The organism is Chryseobacterium sp. 2TAF14 (genome assembly GCF_052115105.1).
GTDB lineage: Bacteria > Bacteroidota > Bacteroidia > Flavobacteriales > Weeksellaceae > Chryseobacterium.
On the sequence record NZ_JBFRGA010000037.1, the window covers coordinates 1 to 16,131 of the forward strand.

At 34.5% G+C, this 16,131-nt stretch carries 16 protein-coding genes; 13 read left to right on the plus strand and 3 right to left on the minus strand.

Translation table 11 applies throughout. The features are described 5' to 3' along the window. From AB4Y90_RS06415 to AB4Y90_RS06425, 3 genes are all read left to right on the plus strand, one after another. A partial coding sequence (locus AB4Y90_RS06415) for a S9 family peptidase (RefSeq protein WP_441556595.1) occupies positions 1 to 2,040 on the plus strand: 2,040 nt, incomplete at its 5' end. Between the two features lie 10 nt (positions 2,041 to 2,050). Then, positions 2,051 to 2,410, plus strand: a complete 360-nt coding sequence (locus AB4Y90_RS06420; protein WP_441556596.1) for a four helix bundle protein — start codon at positions 2,051 to 2,053, stop codon at positions 2,408 to 2,410. 41 nt (positions 2,411 to 2,451) lie between these two features. After that, positions 2,452 to 2,793: a hypothetical protein gene (locus tag AB4Y90_RS06425; RefSeq protein WP_441556597.1), complete on the plus strand. Its 342-nt coding sequence runs from the start codon at positions 2,452 to 2,454 to the stop codon at positions 2,791 to 2,793. A gap of 129 nt (positions 2,794 to 2,922) precedes the next feature. Here the strand turns inward: AB4Y90_RS06425 and AB4Y90_RS06430 are convergent, their stop codons facing one another. Next, positions 2,923 to 3,366 (minus strand): SRPBCC family protein, encoded by a 444-nt coding sequence (locus AB4Y90_RS06430; protein ID WP_441556598.1) that lies wholly within the window; start codon positions 3,364 to 3,366, stop codon positions 2,923 to 2,925. A 238-nt stretch (positions 3,367 to 3,604) separates the two neighbouring features. Here AB4Y90_RS06430 and AB4Y90_RS06435 point away from each other — a divergent pair, with 238 nt between their 5' ends. The 9 genes from AB4Y90_RS06435 (at position 3,605) to fabF (ending at position 13,011) form a co-directional block, all read left to right on the plus strand. Beyond that, on the plus strand, positions 3,605 to 5,152 hold the full coding sequence (locus AB4Y90_RS06435; protein ID WP_441556599.1) for a sensor histidine kinase: 1,548 nt from the start codon (positions 3,605 to 3,607) through the stop codon (positions 5,150 to 5,152). Positions 5,153 to 5,190: 38 nt separating this feature from the next. Beyond that, a complete protein-coding gene (locus AB4Y90_RS06440) occupies positions 5,191 to 5,877 on the plus strand; it encodes a response regulator transcription factor (protein WP_074230805.1) in 687 nt (228 codons plus the stop codon). A gap of 145 nt (positions 5,878 to 6,022) precedes the next feature. Next, complete coding sequence (locus AB4Y90_RS06445; protein ID WP_441556600.1) at positions 6,023 to 6,646, plus strand: hypothetical protein; 624 nt, start codon at positions 6,023 to 6,025, stop codon at positions 6,644 to 6,646. A 22-nt stretch (positions 6,647 to 6,668) separates the two neighbouring features. Next, on the plus strand, positions 6,669 to 7,037 hold the full coding sequence (locus AB4Y90_RS06450; protein ID WP_441556601.1) for a hypothetical protein: 369 nt from the start codon (positions 6,669 to 6,671) through the stop codon (positions 7,035 to 7,037). A gap of 105 nt (positions 7,038 to 7,142) precedes the next feature. Then, positions 7,143 to 9,833 (plus strand): TonB-dependent receptor domain-containing protein, encoded by a 2,691-nt coding sequence (locus tag AB4Y90_RS06455; RefSeq protein ID WP_441556602.1) that lies wholly within the window; start codon positions 7,143 to 7,145, stop codon positions 9,831 to 9,833. Between the two features lie 147 nt (positions 9,834 to 9,980). Continuing rightward, complete coding sequence (locus AB4Y90_RS06460; RefSeq protein WP_115620560.1) at positions 9,981 to 10,400, plus strand: OsmC family protein; 420 nt, start codon at positions 9,981 to 9,983, stop codon at positions 10,398 to 10,400. A 202-nt stretch (positions 10,401 to 10,602) separates the two neighbouring features. Continuing rightward, a complete protein-coding gene (locus tag AB4Y90_RS06465) occupies positions 10,603 to 11,208 on the plus strand; it encodes a TetR/AcrR family transcriptional regulator (RefSeq protein ID WP_441556603.1) in 606 nt (201 codons plus the stop codon). A gap of 9 nt (positions 11,209 to 11,217) precedes the next feature. After that, positions 11,218 to 11,643 (plus strand): PaaI family thioesterase, encoded by a 426-nt coding sequence (locus AB4Y90_RS06470; RefSeq protein WP_441556604.1) that lies wholly within the window; start codon positions 11,218 to 11,220, stop codon positions 11,641 to 11,643. Positions 11,644 to 11,769: 126 nt separating this feature from the next. After that, on the plus strand, positions 11,770 to 13,011 hold the full coding sequence (gene fabF / locus AB4Y90_RS06475) for a beta-ketoacyl-ACP synthase II (protein ID WP_441556605.1): 1,242 nt from the start codon (positions 11,770 to 11,772) through the stop codon (positions 13,009 to 13,011). A gap of 153 nt (positions 13,012 to 13,164) precedes the next feature. Here fabF and AB4Y90_RS06480 read toward each other — a convergent pair whose 3' ends face one another. Both AB4Y90_RS06480 and msrB read right to left on the minus strand, forming a co-directional pair. Continuing rightward, positions 13,165 to 13,926, minus strand: a complete 762-nt coding sequence (locus AB4Y90_RS06480) for a murein L,D-transpeptidase catalytic domain family protein (protein WP_441556606.1) — start codon at positions 13,924 to 13,926, stop codon at positions 13,165 to 13,167. 111 nt (positions 13,927 to 14,037) lie between these two features. Continuing rightward, positions 14,038 to 14,481 (minus strand): peptide-methionine (R)-S-oxide reductase MsrB, encoded by a 444-nt coding sequence (gene msrB / locus AB4Y90_RS06485; RefSeq protein WP_441556607.1) that lies wholly within the window; start codon positions 14,479 to 14,481, stop codon positions 14,038 to 14,040. A 210-nt stretch (positions 14,482 to 14,691) separates the two neighbouring features. Between msrB and AB4Y90_RS06490 the strand changes: the two genes are divergently transcribed. Then, positions 14,692 to 15,936, plus strand: a complete 1,245-nt coding sequence (locus AB4Y90_RS06490; RefSeq protein ID WP_441556608.1) for a DUF445 domain-containing protein — start codon at positions 14,692 to 14,694, stop codon at positions 15,934 to 15,936. Positions 15,937 to 16,131: the final 195 nt, after the last annotated feature.

The following is a 16,131-nucleotide window of genomic DNA, read 5'->3' on the forward strand; positions in this document are numbered from 1 at the left end:
GCTCCAAAGGCAAAAAAAATAGAAAAAACACTCGAAATACACGGCGACAGAAGGATTGACAATTATTTTTGGATGAATGAGAAAGAAAATCCCGAAGTCATAAAATACCTGGAAGAAGAAAACGCCTATGCAGATTTTGTAATGAAAGATTCTGAAGGACTTCAGGAAGAGCTTTTCGAGGAAATGAAAGCCAGATACAAAAAAGACGACGAGTCTTTGCCTTATTTCTTTAACGAATACTGGTATATCGTACGCTACGAAAAAGGAAAAGAATACCCCATTTTTTGCAGGAGATACAAAACGCTTGAAAACCCGGAAGAAATTGTTTTAGACGTTAACATTCTTGCGGAAGGCGAAGAATTTTTTGAAGTAGCCAATGTTGCGGTAAGTCCCGACAACAAATTAGCATCGTTTTCCTCAGATAATATCGGAAGAAGAATTTATACTTTAAATTTTAAAGATTTAAAAACCAATGAAATTCTTTCAGATAAAATTGAGAATACCACAGGAAAAGCAGTCTGGGCAAATGATAACAAACACATCTTCTATGTTATAAAAGATGAAAGCTTAAGAGCTTACAAGGTTTTCAGACATAAATTAGGAACCGACACTTCAGAGGATGTTTTAATTTTTCATGAAGAAGACGAAACTTTTGATGTAAATGTCTTCAAGACAAAGTCGATGGAATATATTTTCATGGCAAGCTCGAGTACCATCTCAGATGAGCATCATTTTATTCCTGCAGATGATGTTTTTGCAGAATGGAAAGTAATACAGCCAAGAATTGACGACCTTGAATACTCTGTAGAGCATTACAAAGACGAGTTTTATATCATTACCAATATTGACGATGCCACCAATTTTAAACTCGTAAAAACAAAAATTGCCAATTGCGGCATGGAATATTGGGTAGACGTAATACCACACCGTGACGAAATTTTGCTGGAAGGTTTTGAAATATTTAAGGATTATCTCGTTCTTGAGGAAAGAGAAAAAGGTCTTTTACAGATAAAAATTATTGAAGAACAGACACAGGAGTCTTATTACCTGATGTTTTCAGATCCTACATACACTACTTATATAGGAACAAACCTGGAATTTGATACCGAAATTCTTCGTTTCGGATATACTTCTTTAACGCAGCCCAGCTCTACATATGAGTATAATATGAAAGACAGAACCACCAAACTCCTGAAACAACAGGAAGTTTTGGGCGGAAAATTTTTGCCTGAAAATTATATTTCTGAAAGAATCTGGGCAGAATCAAGAGAAGAAGGCATCAAAATACCGATCTCTTTGGTTTACCATAAAGACACAACAAAATCAGCAGATACGCCGGTTTTATTGTACGGTTACGGAAGTTACGGACATACTGTTGATGCAAGTTTTTCGAATGTAAGATTATCAATTTTAGACCGAGGATTTATTTATGCGATTGCCCATATTCGCGGTGGAGAATATCTGGGAAGAGAATGGTACGAGGACGGAAAAATGCTGCTGAAGAAAAATACTTTTTTCGATTTTATTGATGCAGGAAAATATTTAATTAAAGAAAATTACACCTCTTCAAAACATTTGTATGCGATGGGAGGAAGCGCAGGCGGATTGTTGGTGGGAGCCGTGATGAATTACGAACCGACTTTGTTCAACGGAATTGTAGCGCAGGTTCCTTTTGTGGATGTTGTTTCTACGATGTTGGATGAAACGATTCCTTTGACAACCGGGGAATACGATGAATGGGGAAATCCGAATGACGAAGAATATTATCATTATATGAAAGAATATTCGCCGTATGATAATATTGAGGCGAAAGATTATCCGCACTTATTGATTACGACCGGTTTTCACGATTCACAGGTACAATATTGGGAACCCGCAAAATGGACTGCAAAATTGAGAGAATTAAAAACTGATAATAATATTTTAGTTTTTAAAACCGATATGAGCTCCGGACACGGCGGCGCAAGCGGAAGATTTGAATCACTGAAAGAAGATGCTTTGGAATATGCGTTTCTTTTAATGATAAATGATAAGCGATAAATTATAAATGATGGATAATTTAGATTATAATAAGGTTTTCGCAATAAAAACAAAACAAATTGCGATCAGCATTATTAAGGAATTTTCAAAACTTCCTTATAATGAAGCCTTTTCAGTAATCAGAAAACAAATATATCGATCATCTACGTCTATGGCAGCAAATTACAGAGCAATGTGCAGAGCCAGATCCAAAGCAGAACGTTTTTCAAAGTTATCCATTGTTATTGAGGAGACCGATGAAACTTTATTTTGGCTCGAAATGCTTGAAGAACTAAATTATGTTCAAAACGAAATTTTATTAGATTTAAAAATCAAAACCGAAGAAGTTCTTAAAACGACTTCTTCCTATCGTAAAATGTTAAAGAATTAAACTTTATCATTTATCAACTATTATTTATCATTCATAAAATCATGACAGAAAGTGAAATTTGGCAAAAAATAGAACAATTTTTTATTGAAAATTTTGATACCGAAAAAAACAGTCCGATTGAGACTTATCTATTCTTAATCGGTATACAGGAACTGGGGAGCGGACAACAAAAATACACCAAAGACGACAAGCTGAATATCCTTCACATTGCGGTGTGTAGGCTTTTGGAACCTTTCGGGTATTATAAATTTTCACATTACGACGATGACGGTTATCCTCATTTCGAAGAAGTAGAAAAACTTCCCGAGCTTAAACCAAATGAGCAGCAAATTCTGATGAAAAAAGCAATCATTCAATATTTTCAGGATGAAGAATTAATTTGAAAATGAAATAATTTGAGAGTTTATCAATAATAAAAAACAAATATGGAGAGTAAAAACTTACTTTCCTTTTTTTATGCGCCTTTTTTAAATTTTCGAATTGACACATTTCAAATTTTCAAATTATTCAGATTATTTTTTCAAATCATCCAAAATTTCTTCTAATTGATTCAAACCCATTTTAAAACCTTCTTCAAATCCCATTTCCAATTGTTTTTTCATATCATCTTCAGATTTGAAATGAATATTGAGAGAAATTTTGGTTCCTTCTTCCACTCCCGTAAAGCCAATCAGCCATTCTGTTTGCGGAAATCTCTCGTCTACATTACCATTTGCATCGCAAAAAGCATCAATACCATCTACGCTTCTATACTCATCTATTTTGCCGTATTTCACCAGCGAAAATATTTTCTCTCCTTCCGGTCCGTTCATAGAATATAGCCAGACTCCGCCTTCTTYAAAATCCAGTCTTTCGGTTTCGCACTTCCACGGTTTTGGCGCCCACCAAAGATCAAGCAGTTCCGGCTTTGTAAAATATTCCCATACTTTCGAGATTTCAGCGGGATAAATCTTCATTACATAAATACTTTTTGTATGAAAATCATGATTAAAGGTAATTTTAGAGTTCATAGTTATTTTGGTTTTTTGGTTAATAAATTATCACAAGTTTCTTTAAGAAATAGAGTCTAGATTTATAATAAAACGTTAAAAAGAGCGTTTTTAAGAAAAAATACACAATATTTTGGCGCATTTTTTGTTTACCAAATCTTAAAATGTTTAATTTTAACATTCACAATCTTAATTACCATATGCAATGAATAACAAATTCATCCCGATAATCTCGGTTTTTATGACAATTTCACTTATTGTATTTGTCACGCTGCAGTTTTATTGGCTCAAAAACTATTACGTTGCATTAGAACAAGAATTTTCTAACAAAGTTTATTCCGCTTTGGAAAACACCTCAAAAAACATTGCCGAAATTGAAGTTGAAAAACTTTTGAATGAAAATTACGCAAATTTCAGAGATAATATAAAAGCAAATAAAGATAAAGCTTCTCTTACAACCATACAACAGACTCAGGATTCCGGAACCCAAAAGTCAATTGTTTATTACAGAAACATTATTGAGACGCTGCAGCTCCCGCTTTCAAAGAGAGGAGATTCTCTTCTTCTTACGAAAATGTACACCGATGATGCAGCTTATAAAATCAAAAAAGACAGCTCTCATCGTGAGCTTTTAACGACCGAGCTTAATCAGGACATTCAAAGTGGTGATTACGATTCTAAAGAATTTGTAAAAGTAAACGGCAGCAATTTGCCTCTGAGTAAAAGAGTTGACCCCGTAATTTTAGATTCTGTGATCACCAAAGAGCTTAGAATGAAAGGCATTACGGCTGATTTCGGATACGGTGTTTCAGATAAAAACAACAAGCTTACGAATATTGTAAATAAAGTTTTTAAAGAGAAAAAAGATGCCAATTCTTATTCTTACCCTCTATTTACCGATAATAAAGACCGTACATTATATACGCTGGCTTTGGTTTTTCCTAAAAAAGAATATTCTTTGGCAATGAATAACTGGCCAATGCTTTTAGGAACTTTTCTTTCGCTTTTAACGATTTTGGGAATTTATATTATTTCTATTAATTATATGATGAGACAGAAAAAACTGGCAGAAGTAAAAACCGACTTTATCAACAATATGTCGCATGAGTTTAAGACACCGCTGGCTACAATTTCCGTCGCAACAGATTCTTTGGCAAATGATAAGATTGCCACCAATCCGGATAAGGTAAAATATTATTCAAACCTCATCAAACAGGAAAACCTGAGGATGAAAAAACAGGTTGAAAATGTTCTCAACATGTCTAAACTTGAACGAAATGAAGTAGAATTATTTTTAAAAGAAACCAACGTAAGAGAATTGATTAAAAAAACAACAGAATCTTTTAATCTGATTATTCAGCAGAGAAACGGGAAGCTTGTTGAAGAATTTAATGCAACTCATTATAACTTTAAAATTGATGAATTCCATATTTCAAATATGCTGGTAAATCTTTTGGATAATGCCAATAAATATTCTCCGGAAGCTCCTGAAATCAGTATTAAAACAAAAAACGAAGGTAATTGGTACGTTTTAGAAATTTCAGATAAAGGAATGGGAATGGAAACCCACAATAAAACCAAAATTTTCGAGAAATTCTTCAGAGAAGAAACCGGAAATATTCATAATGTAAAAGGTCAAGGTTTGGGACTTTCTTATGTAAAAAAAATCGTAGAACTTCATAAAGGACAGATCATTGTAGAGTCACAGAAAGACCTTGGAAGTAAATTTATTATTAAACTTCCGATGGCATAAATAAATTAGTTAAAACAAATAATAAAATATAAAAACATATGAGCAACAGAATATTATTAGTAGAAGACGATCAGAGTTTCGGTGCAGTACTGAAAGATTATCTTACAATAAACAATTTTGAAGTTACGCTTGCAGTTGATGGCGAGCAAGGACTGAAAGAATTTACAGAAAGTGAGTTCGACATCTGTATTTTCGATGTGATGATGCCAAAAAAAGACGGTTTTTCTTTGGCTGAAGATGTAAAAAAGATCGATAAAAATACCCCGATCATTTTCCTGACGGCAAGAAACATGAGAGAAGACATCTTGAAAGGTTACCAATTGGGAGCAGATGATTACATCACAAAACCGTTTGATACAGAATTGCTTTTATATAAAATCAAGGCGATTCTTCAAAGAAGTTCTACTTTGGAAAACGAAGAGCAGGAGCAGTTTAAGATCAGCAATATTTTCTTTGATTCTATGCTGAGACAATTGAGAGTAGGCGATAACGAATACAAACTTTCACCAAAAGAAAATGAGCTTTTAAAATTGCTATGTCTTCACAGAAACGACTTTATGCCTAGAGATTTGGCATTGAGAAAAATCTGGAAAAAAGAAAACTATTTTACCGCAAGAAGTATGGATGTTTACATTGCTAAACTTAGAAAGCTCTTGAAAGACGATGAAGGTTTAGAAATCATCAACGTTCACGGTGAAGGTTTCAGACTTTTGGTTAAGAACTAAACGAACGTTAATAGCAACATAAAAAAATTCAAATTAGCAAAACATTTCAAAATGTTTTGCTAATTTTGTTTTTCAGGGCAGTTTTTGATGCATAATTTTAAATATAAATTTTCACCTTGATTGTTATAAAAATAGAAATTTAATTATGAAAAATTTACTTTTTGGGCTTTTTGCAACTTCTTTAATTTTAGCTTCTTGTAAAAAAGACGAAAGACCAACATATTTAAAAGACGAATCGGGAACTCAGCCCAACGTTGCAATGAATACTTCAAAACCGTCTTTAATCGATCAGGCAGGAATAAAAACTTCAAGCGGCGCAACAATGGTTACCGCACCGGGAATGAATCCTCCACATGGACAACCGGGTCACCGATGTGAAATTCCGGTTGGGCAACCTTTAAACAGCGCTCCTACAGCTCAAAATCCCACAACTCAAAACGTTCAGGTTAACGGTAACAATACCATTCAGATCGACCCGAATTCTGTAAATCCTACGAAAATAACGCCTAATCAAAACAGCACTCCTGTGAAAACCGCTCCGGGAATGAATCCTCCACACGGTCAACCTGGTCACAGATGCGACATCGCTGTTGGACAACCATTAAACAGTAAACCTGCAGCTCAGAACACCACTCCTGTTCAAGCTGCTACACAACCAGTTCCGGTTTCTCAGCCTGCCGTTGCCAATACAGGACCAAAACCAAAAAATAATCCTGCTCATGGTGAACCTTGGCATGATTGTGCAAAACAAGTAGGTGCACCACTTTAATTATTTTTCTTAAATTTGCACTGTGAAACCGATACAGCTATTATTAATTATCTTTTGTCTGGGAATTTTTTTAGTTCCTAAAGAYAATTTTTATGCTCAGGCTGCACAGGAAAACTGCTGCAAAACAGAATCGAAAACAAAATCTTGTTGCGATAAGGATCAAAGCAGTCACCACAATTCTAAAGACAACAAAAAAGACCATAAATCTTGTACTGACGGCTGCTGTTCTACGTGTGCAGTGTGTTTTAGCTTTATAGAAAATAGTTTCGCAAAAAATAATTTTTGGGAGTTTTCTACATTCAAAACTTTTACAAAAATTCAGTTTCAATATTCAAATCCTTACATTTCAAACGGTTTAAAAGAAATCTGGCAACCGCCTAAATTAGGTTAATTTAAAAAAATGTAGCAATGTATAAGTTGAACAATTTACCAATGATTGTTGCACTTTATATTGTCAGATCATTACATTAATTCAATTAATCTAAATTTTAAACAAATGAAATTATATATTACCAAGGTAATCCTTGGATCATTATTCTTATTATCAACATTCGTATCTGCACAAAATCTTTCTAAAAACCAGTTTAAGGTAAAAGGAAACTGCGAAATGTGCAAAGAAAGGATTGAAACAACCGCAAAAAAAGCAGGTGCAAAATCAGCACAATATTCTATCGATTCGCAGACTCTTACCATAGAAACTTCAGAAAAAATTTCACCTGAAGAAATTCTGAAAAAAGTTGCAGAAGCTGGTCACGACAATGAAAAATTCAAAGCTTCTGATGAAGTTTATCAGAAACTTCCGGGATGCTGCCACTACGAAAGAGACCTGAAAACAGAGAATTCAACCATTGAAAATCATCATTCTAAAGGTGAAAACGAATTTTTTGTGAAAGGAAATTGTGAATCTTGTAAAGCCAGAATAGAAAAAGCAGCAAAATCTGCCGGAGCAAACTCCGCAGAATGGAGCGCTGAAAAGCAAACAGTAGTTTTAGATTTTGATTCATCAAAAACATCTGCCGATCAAATTCTTAAAAAAATTGCAGAAGCAGGTCACGATAACGAAAAGTATAAAACAACTGCGGATGTTTACAAAAAACTTCCGGGATGCTGTCTTTACGATCGCGATTCTGAGTTTGGAGAAAAAAACGAAAACGTACATTCTGATCATTCCGATAATAAATCGGAAGAAAAACAACATCATACAGACGTTTCAAGCCACGATTCTCATGCAACCGGCGAGAAAAATATTGAAGGAGTAATGATTATGGGATCAAAAGCTGCAACTTCTATCAGTAAAAAAGAAGCTGGCTTGGTATTTAATATCGATTCTAAAGAACTTTTAAAGGCTGCTTGCTGTAATTTGTCTGAAAGTTTTGAAACCAATGCAACCGTTGATGTCTCTTTCAGCAATGCCGTAACGGGAACGAAACAGCTTAAAATGCTTGGTTTAGATCAAAAATATACAAGTTTAACCAAAGAGTTATTGCCTGAAATCAGAGGTTTAGCTTCTGCTTACGGATTAAATTTTATTCCCGGAAGATGGATTGAAAGCATTCAGCTTACAAAAGGAGGAAGCACGGTAACCAACGGCTACGAAAGCATTACAGGGCAAATCAACACAGAGTTTCTGAAAAATGCAGAAAAACAGGAAACTTCTTTAAATATTTTCGCAGATTTCAACGGAAGAGCCGAAGTCAATATTACAAATGTTTCAAAAATTAATGATAAATGGTCTCAAACTTTTCTGCTTCACGGTAACGGAACTTTCGGAGACACCGATATGAATGACGACAGTTTTCTTGACCGCCCGAAAGGAACCCAAATTAATGCAGCCTATCTATTAAATTACAACGACCTGGAAAGTTCAGGTTTAGGATCGCATTTCGGAATTAATTTCATAAAAGACGAACGAACTGCAGGACAAATTGGATTCGACAAAAAACTTCCTCAAAGTGAGCAGTCTCTTTACGGTGTTGGAATTGACATTTCAAGATTTCAGGTTTGGAACAAAACGGGTTATGTTTTTAAAGGAAAACCTTATCAAAGCTTAGGCTGGATGAATCAATATGTGTATCATCAGCAAGACAGCTTTTTCGGCTTGAGAAATTATTCAGGACAGCAACACACTTACTATTCAAATTTGATTTTTGAAAGTATTTTAGGAAATACCAATCATAAATACAAAGCCGGAGCGAGTTTCTTATACGATGGTTATGAAGAAAATTATTTAGTTGATAACTTTAAAAGAAACGAAATTGTTCCTGGAATTTTTGCTGAATATACTTTAACAGGCTTAAAATATACTTTGGTAGCCGGAGCAAGAGCTGATTTCCACAACTTGGCAGGAACACAATTTACTCCGAGATTGAATTTTAAATATGACTTTACTCCGCAAACCATTCTTAGACTTTCTGCGGGAAGAGGTTTCAGAACAGCGAATGTTTTTGCTGAAAGCCAGCAATATTTTGCATCAAACAGAAACATTCAGATTTTACAAAATGGCGGAGATATTTACGGTTTGAGACCAGAAATTGCATGGAATTACGGAGTGAGTTTACAACAGGAATTTAAAATTTTCGGGAAAAAATCTACCATTGTCGCCGATTTTTTCAGAACAGATTTTCAGGATCAGGTTTTGGTAGATCTTGATCGCTCACCTCAGCAACTATCATTCTATAATCTAGATGGAAAATCTTTTGCCAACTCATTCCAAACCCAGTGGGATTTTACTCCTTTCAAAAATTTTGATGTGAGATTGGCTTACAAATACTATGATGTACAGGCAGATTATTTGGATGGAAGACGTGAAGTTCCTTTTATGGCAAAGCACAGAGGCTTTTTAAACTTGGCTTATGCGACCAATAAAAATAAAAACGAAGGATTCTGGAGTTTTGATACCACACTAAATTGGGTAGGAAAACAAAGACTTCCAAATACGTCAAGCAATCCGGCAGAATTTCAATTGCCGATGTATTCTGAATCTTATGCAGTTTTGAATGCACAGATTTCCAGAAATTTCAATAAAAAATTAAGAGCTTATTTAGGAGGTGAAAACCTAACTTCCTATCATCAGGAAAATGCGATCATGGATTTCAGAAATCCTTTCGGAAATTATTTTGATGGCGGAATGGTGTACGCTCCGATTATGAAGGCTAACTTTTACGTTGGGTTTGATGTAACATTTTAAATTTGACATTGGGAGGTTTTTATAATTTCCGAATTGACTCATTTTCAAATTCTCAAATTAAAACAAGCATGGTTTCGATAATTTAATGATTATGAAATCATGCTTTTTTGTATCTTTATGTTAAATTTAAACATCAAAAATTTTAATATGAAACGTAACGCAACAGCCGTTTGGAACGGTACCGTAAAGGAAGGAAAAGGACATTTAACAACACAAAGCACTACTTTAAATCAAACTCAATATTCTTTCGGAAGCCGCTTCGAAGAGGGAGTGGGAACAAATCCTGAAGAACTTCTTGCTGCAGCTCACGCAGGATGTTTTACCATGAAACTGAGTGCAGAATTAACGCAAGCGGGTTTTACTCCGGAAGAATTAACCACAAAATCAGTAATCACACTAGATCCTGCAGCAGGAAAAATCACAAAATCCGAATTGACTTTAACCGCTAAAATCCCAGGAATTTCTGAAGAAGATTTTCAAAAGTATGCGAAGATCGCTGAAGAGGGCTGTCCTGTAAGTCAGGCTTTCAGTTTTGAAATTAGTTTGAATGCTACTTTGGCAAACTAATTACAAAGATAAAAATAGGAATTATCATCAATAGGAACGGGCTAAAGCCCGTTTTTTCATTTTAAAACAAATCTAAATAGCTTGAACTAAAACGTCAAATCATACTCTTTCCGTTTCAACAAATAAATTAATAAAATTTTAAGTTTTAAAAAAAATATACCAATCGGTATATTTGCGTATATTTGTACGTTGATTTTTGAAAATGTCAAAAGCAGAAAAGACAAAACAATTCATTATCGAGAAAACGGCAACTTTGTTTAATACCAAAGGCTATACTGCTACGTCTTTATCTGATATTACAGAAGCAACCGGCCTTACCAAAGGCAGCATCTACGGAAATTTTGAAAATAAAGACGAAGTATCGCTTGAAGTTTACAAGTACAATTCGGGAATCCTCAAAAAAAATCTGATGAGATCCTTCAGTGAAGAGTTTCCGACAACGTCTGATAAACTACACGCTTTTGTATCTTTTTACAGAAAAAACTGGCAGTTGGTTTTTCTAAATGGAGGTTGTCCGCTGATGAACGCAGCAACAGAATCTGACGATACTTTCCCGGCATTAAATAACCAGGTAAAATTATCTTTTGAAGACTGGACAAAAACCATTTCGGAAATCATTAAAGATGGACAAATTAATAATGAGTTTACTCAGGAAATAGATCCTGAACAATACGCTTCACTTTTCATAATCCTTATTGAAGGCGGAATTTTGCTTTCAAAAACAACGGGCGACGAGAAACATTTAAATCTTGCTTTAGACAGGATTTTGACGCTTATCGACAAAGAAATTAAAAAAAATTCTCAATAAATAAATGTTATGGATAAATTACAGGCATTAAAATCTTTTGTCGGAAAAGAGTTTACCGCTTCTCCCTCTCCTTTTATGAGATGGCTCAATCCGGTGGTTATTTCGGCGGAAGAAGGTCAGATTGAATTTCGATATACCGTAAGAGAAGAATGGCTAAACCCGATGGGAAATATGCACGGCGGAGTAACGGCCGCAATTATGGATGATATTATCGGCGCCACAATGTTTTCTTTAAACGAAAAAAACTTTATCGTAACCATAAATAACAGCATCGATTATTTTTCAACGGCAAAAGAAAATGATATTATTGTAGCCGAAACAAAAATTATTAAAAGAGGAAAACAGTTTGTGAATGCGCAATGCGAGATTTGGAACGCAGACAAAACAAGGCTCATCGCAAGAGGAACCTCAAATCTTTTTAAAATTAATAACTAAATATAAAATCATTTTACCGGATAAATTGTTGATGGTTTTTAGTTGATGGTTGATAGAATAAATTCAACTTAAAAAAATATTCAATGCTTCAAGTAAATTAATGATTAAAAAAATAAAGAACCACCTATGAAAAGAGTTGTCATTACAGGATTGGGCGCAGTAACGCCTTTGGGAAACAATGTTGAAGAATTCTGGCAAAACAGCATCAACGGAGTCAGTGGCGCCAATAAAATTACGCATTTCGATACCGAAAAATTTAAAGTACACTTTGCATGTGAAGTAAAAAACTTTGATCCTAAAGTATATTTAAATCACAATGAAATAAAAAGAAGTGACCTTTTTTCACAATACGCAATGTATTCATCTGCAGAAGCAATCAAAGATTCAGGATTGGAATTTGACAAAATGGATCCGTTTGATACTGGCGTAATCTGGGGAACCGGGCAAGGCGGAATGTGGACTTTCGAAAGCGAAGTGATGAATTTTGCAGAAAATGATCACAATCCGAGATTTAATCCTTTTTTTGTCCCTAAGTTTATTGCAAATATGGCTTCGGGAATGATCTCAATGAAGTTCGGTCTTCAGGGAATTAATTATACAACAATCTCTGCCTGTGCAACGGGAAATACAGCATTGATGGACGCTTTCAATTACATCCGCTTAGGAAAAGCCAAAGTAATCATCAGCGGCGGCTCTGAAGCTGCAATTACTCCCGCTTCTGTTGGCGGATTTTCTGTAATGAAAGCCATGTCTACAAGAAATGACGATTTTACTACAGCAAGCCGACCTTATGATGAAGACCGTGATGGTTTTGTAATGGGAGAAGGAGCCGGAGCTTTGGTCTTGGAAGAATACGAACACGCTAAAGCAAGAGGCGCAAAAATCTACGCAGAATTAGTAGGAGCCGCAATGACCGCCGATGCATATCACATGACCGCACCTCATCCTGATGGAATTGGCGCAATAAAAGCAATGCAATTGGCATTAAATGAAGCCGGAGCAAACACTGAAGATATTGATTATTTAAATCCTCACGCAACCTCTACTCCACTTGGAGATCTGGTTGAGCTAAAAGGAATCAGCAAATTATTTAAAGGAAGTAAAAACCTTGATGTAAGCGCAACAAAATCAATGACCGGTCATTTGTTGGGAGCTGCAGGAGCAGCCGAAGCTATTCTTTCGATTAAAGCGATTGAAAAAGGAATTATTCCGCCGACTATTAATCTTCATAAAATTGATGAGAATATCCCGAAAGATGTCAATATTATTTTTGGTGAGGCAAAAGAGAAGAATATTAACTTTGCGCTAAGCAATGCTTTTGGTTTTGGAGGGCATAATGCGACTTTGGTGTTTAAAAAGTTTTCTTAAGATAACTCAAACCATTAAGATTTAATTAAGAAGTTAAGATTTATTAAGAAATTCTTCCTTCGTCAGAAATCTTTAGATTCTGCGTAGCCAATACGACCCGCAAGAAATCTACAGTCAAATAAAAAGCAGTCAAAAAATTGACTGCTTTTGTTTTTATGCTTCTTTCAACCATTCTGATGATGAAAGATAATTCTGATCGGGATAATAAATAAAAAGGCAATTCTTCCCTTTTATTGTATTGATGATCGGTTGTGCTAATGCTCTCGGAATTGCAGGACAACCCCAGCTTCTTCCAATTCTTTTGTGTGCCGCTGCAAACTCTTCGCTTACATAATCTGCACCGTGCATTACAACTGCTCTTTGTAAAGCTGCATCGTTATAACCTTTATCCATTCCTAAAAGCTTCAGTGAATATCCGTTTCCGCCTTCATAAGTTGCGTCTGTGATATAAAAACCAAGACTGCTTTGGTAAGAACTTTCTGTGTTAGAAAAATTCGTTGCAAATTCTTCACCCGTATTTTTCCCGTGAGCAACTAATGAATTGAAAAGCACTTTTTTCTCATTCATATCAATCACCCAAAGTCTTTTGGTATTTGACGACATAGAAAAATCGCAAACCGTTAATAAGTGTGCGCTTTCATCTAGTTTCCCGGCTTTTTTAAGATTATTAAACCCTAAAATTGCTTTAGAAAAAACATCAAAATTAAGTTTATGGTCTGTTTCGAATAGTATAGAATTGTAAAGTTCTTCAGAAGAACTCATTTCGTTTGTGCTTTTTTCAGATTTAATTTCAACTGCAGTTACTATTTTTTTTGTGCTGATATTTTCATTCTTTGCCATCTCAATTTTGGGAGAAACATAAAAAGAAGTCGTTACCATGTACACAATGCCTAATAAGCTATAAAATCCTTTCATTAAATATTATGTTAAATTAAAATTCCGGGTACAAATTTATAAAATCATAATTATCAATAAGTTAAATCTAAAAAAGTTTAACTCAATTTAAGAAACTTTAACTCCCATCGATTATTTTTCAGAATCAGCAACAAACTCCAAACTTATAGAGTTCATACAGTATCTTGTGCCTGTCGGAGCGGGTCCGTCATTAAAAACATGACCTAAATGAGAATCACAACGTTTGCAAACAACCTCGATTCTTTCCATTCCGTGAGAAGAATCGCGCTTGTAAGCTACTCCATTTTTATCGGCTTCAAAAAAACTTGGCCAACCGCAGCTGCTCATAAATTTCTGGTTGGATCGGAAAAGATGATTTCCGCAAACCGCACAATAATATTCTCCCAACTCATCAAACTCGTTATACTTTCCTGTGAAAGGTCTTTCTGTGGCAGCTTCCCGTGCAATGGCATACAAATCCGGTGAAAGGATTTTAAACCATTCGTCATTCGAAACATTCAGTTTTGTTGTATCTGTTCTTGAATAATATGGATTGTTTTTTGCTTCGTTTTGCATAAGATTTTGTTTAAAATATTTAATAACTTAAAATTTCACCACAAAAGATTTAAACACATTAGATTTTATAAGTTAAATTTTAACTGTGTAAAAAGAACACATTAGCTTTTGAAAATCTTTGATCTTCTTTCTATACTCTTGAAATTTCAAGTACAGCTTTTGTGACTTTTGTGGTAAAAAAATACAACCAAATTTACTAAATTTGAGAATATGAATGACGAAGCCAAACGAAAACAGCTTAAAAAATACAAAGCTTTTGCCACAGGACTTTTTGTTTTGATGGCGATCATCTTTATTATTACCACCATTTTACAAAAGTCAAACAACTCTCACTGGATCGGTTATGTACGTGCTTTTTCCGAAGCTGCAATGGTCGGAGCTTTGGCAGATTGGTTTGCCGTAACGGCGCTTTTTCGTCATCCTCTCGGTTTGCCGATTCCTCACACCAATTTGATTGAAAACAGCAAAGATAAGCTGGGAGATAATTTGGGAAGCTTTGTGGTTTCTAACTTTCTTTCGCCAGAAACGATTCGTCCTTATATTCAGAAATTAAAAATCACTGGTTTTGTCGGAGAATGGCTCGGAAAAGAGAAAAACCAGGAAATTTTAATTAAAAATCTTTCAGGTATTATTTTAGATATTTTAAATAAGCTCGATGATTCTGAAGTGAGTCTTTTTATTAGCAAAAAAGTGTCTGAAATGACCGACAATATTAAACTTAATGCCATTCTTGGAAACGGAATCATTTACCTTTTAGATAAAAACGACCATCAGAAAATCATTACCAATCTTTCAAAACAAATTAAAGATTACATTATTGAAAATGATGAAATGATTCAGGAAAGGGTAAAAAAAGGCAGCTATTCTTTTATTCCGTCTTTTGTGGATAATAAAATTGCCGATAAAATTGCAAGCGGACTTTCAGATTTTTTCAGAGAAGTGGAAGAAAATTCCGACCATGAAATTCGTGATTTAATTACCAAAAAAATTTATGAATTTTCTCAAGATTTAAAAGAAGATCCCAAATGGAATAATGAATTTAAAACCATTAAAAATGACCTTTTAAAGAACGATAAATTAGCAGAATACTCTACAGACATCTGGATTTCTATTAAAAAAACTTTGATAGAAGAGCTTCAGAATGATGATTCTACTTTAAAAAATTATCTCTCAAAAAATCTGAACGAGTTTTCTCAAAACTTAAAAACCGATGAAAATCTTCAGAATAAAATCGATCATTGGGTGAGAGTAACCGCCTACAAATACATTTTGAAAAACACGCATCAAGCAGGAAATCTGATAAGCTCAACCGTTGGAAACTGGCAAGGAAAAGAACTCAGCGAAAAACTGGAACTTGAAGTCGGGAAAGATCTACAATTTATCCGCGTCAACGGAACTTTGGTCGGCGGATTGGTGGGTTTGATTATTTATACGATTTCGCATTTTTTTATTTAATATGAAAAATTCTCTCGCAGATTTAGCAAATTTCGCAGATAAAAGTTATGATAAAATCTGCTTTATCTGTGAAATATTTAAAAAAAAAGCAAAACCTCATCGATTTTGCTTTTTATATTTTAAGACTAAATTATCTCGAAATTCTACCAGCTCTCGTTAAAAGTTCCTGATTAATATCGTTGATCAATTGTGGAC

What these genes read in the sequence shown, in the direction of transcription:
- AB4Y90_RS06480 (WP_441556606.1), bottom strand. Translation starts at nt 13,926, where the DNA reads ATGAAAGGATTTTATAGCTTATTAGGCATTGTGTACATGGTAACGACT.
- fabF (WP_441556605.1), top strand. Translation starts at nt 11,770, where the DNA reads ATGAAAAGAGTTGTCATTACAGGATTGGGCGCAGTAACGCCTTTGGGA.
- AB4Y90_RS06440 (WP_074230805.1), top strand. Translation starts at nt 5,191, where the DNA reads ATGAGCAACAGAATATTATTAGTAGAAGACGATCAGAGTTTCGGTGCA.
- AB4Y90_RS06425 (WP_441556597.1), top strand. Translation starts at nt 2,452, where the DNA reads ATGACAGAAAGTGAAATTTGGCAAAAAATAGAACAATTTTTTATTGAA.
- AB4Y90_RS06455 (WP_441556602.1), top strand. Translation starts at nt 7,143, where the DNA reads ATGAAATTATATATTACCAAGGTAATCCTTGGATCATTATTCTTATTA.
- AB4Y90_RS06435 (WP_441556599.1), top strand. Translation starts at nt 3,605, where the DNA reads ATGAATAACAAATTCATCCCGATAATCTCGGTTTTTATGACAATTTCA.
- AB4Y90_RS06460 (WP_115620560.1), top strand. Translation starts at nt 9,981, where the DNA reads ATGAAACGTAACGCAACAGCCGTTTGGAACGGTACCGTAAAGGAAGGA.
- AB4Y90_RS06445 (WP_441556600.1), top strand. Translation starts at nt 6,023, where the DNA reads ATGAAAAATTTACTTTTTGGGCTTTTTGCAACTTCTTTAATTTTAGCT.
- AB4Y90_RS06465 (WP_441556603.1), top strand. Translation starts at nt 10,603, where the DNA reads ATGTCAAAAGCAGAAAAGACAAAACAATTCATTATCGAGAAAACGGCA.
- AB4Y90_RS06490 (WP_441556608.1), top strand. Translation starts at nt 14,692, where the DNA reads ATGAATGACGAAGCCAAACGAAAACAGCTTAAAAAATACAAAGCTTTT.
- msrB (WP_441556607.1), bottom strand. Translation starts at nt 14,481, where the DNA reads ATGCAAAACGAAGCAAAAAACAATCCATATTATTCAAGAACAGATACA.
- AB4Y90_RS06470 (WP_441556604.1), top strand. Translation starts at nt 11,218, where the DNA reads ATGGATAAATTACAGGCATTAAAATCTTTTGTCGGAAAAGAGTTTACC.
- AB4Y90_RS06420 (WP_441556596.1), top strand. Translation starts at nt 2,051, where the DNA reads ATGGATAATTTAGATTATAATAAGGTTTTCGCAATAAAAACAAAACAA.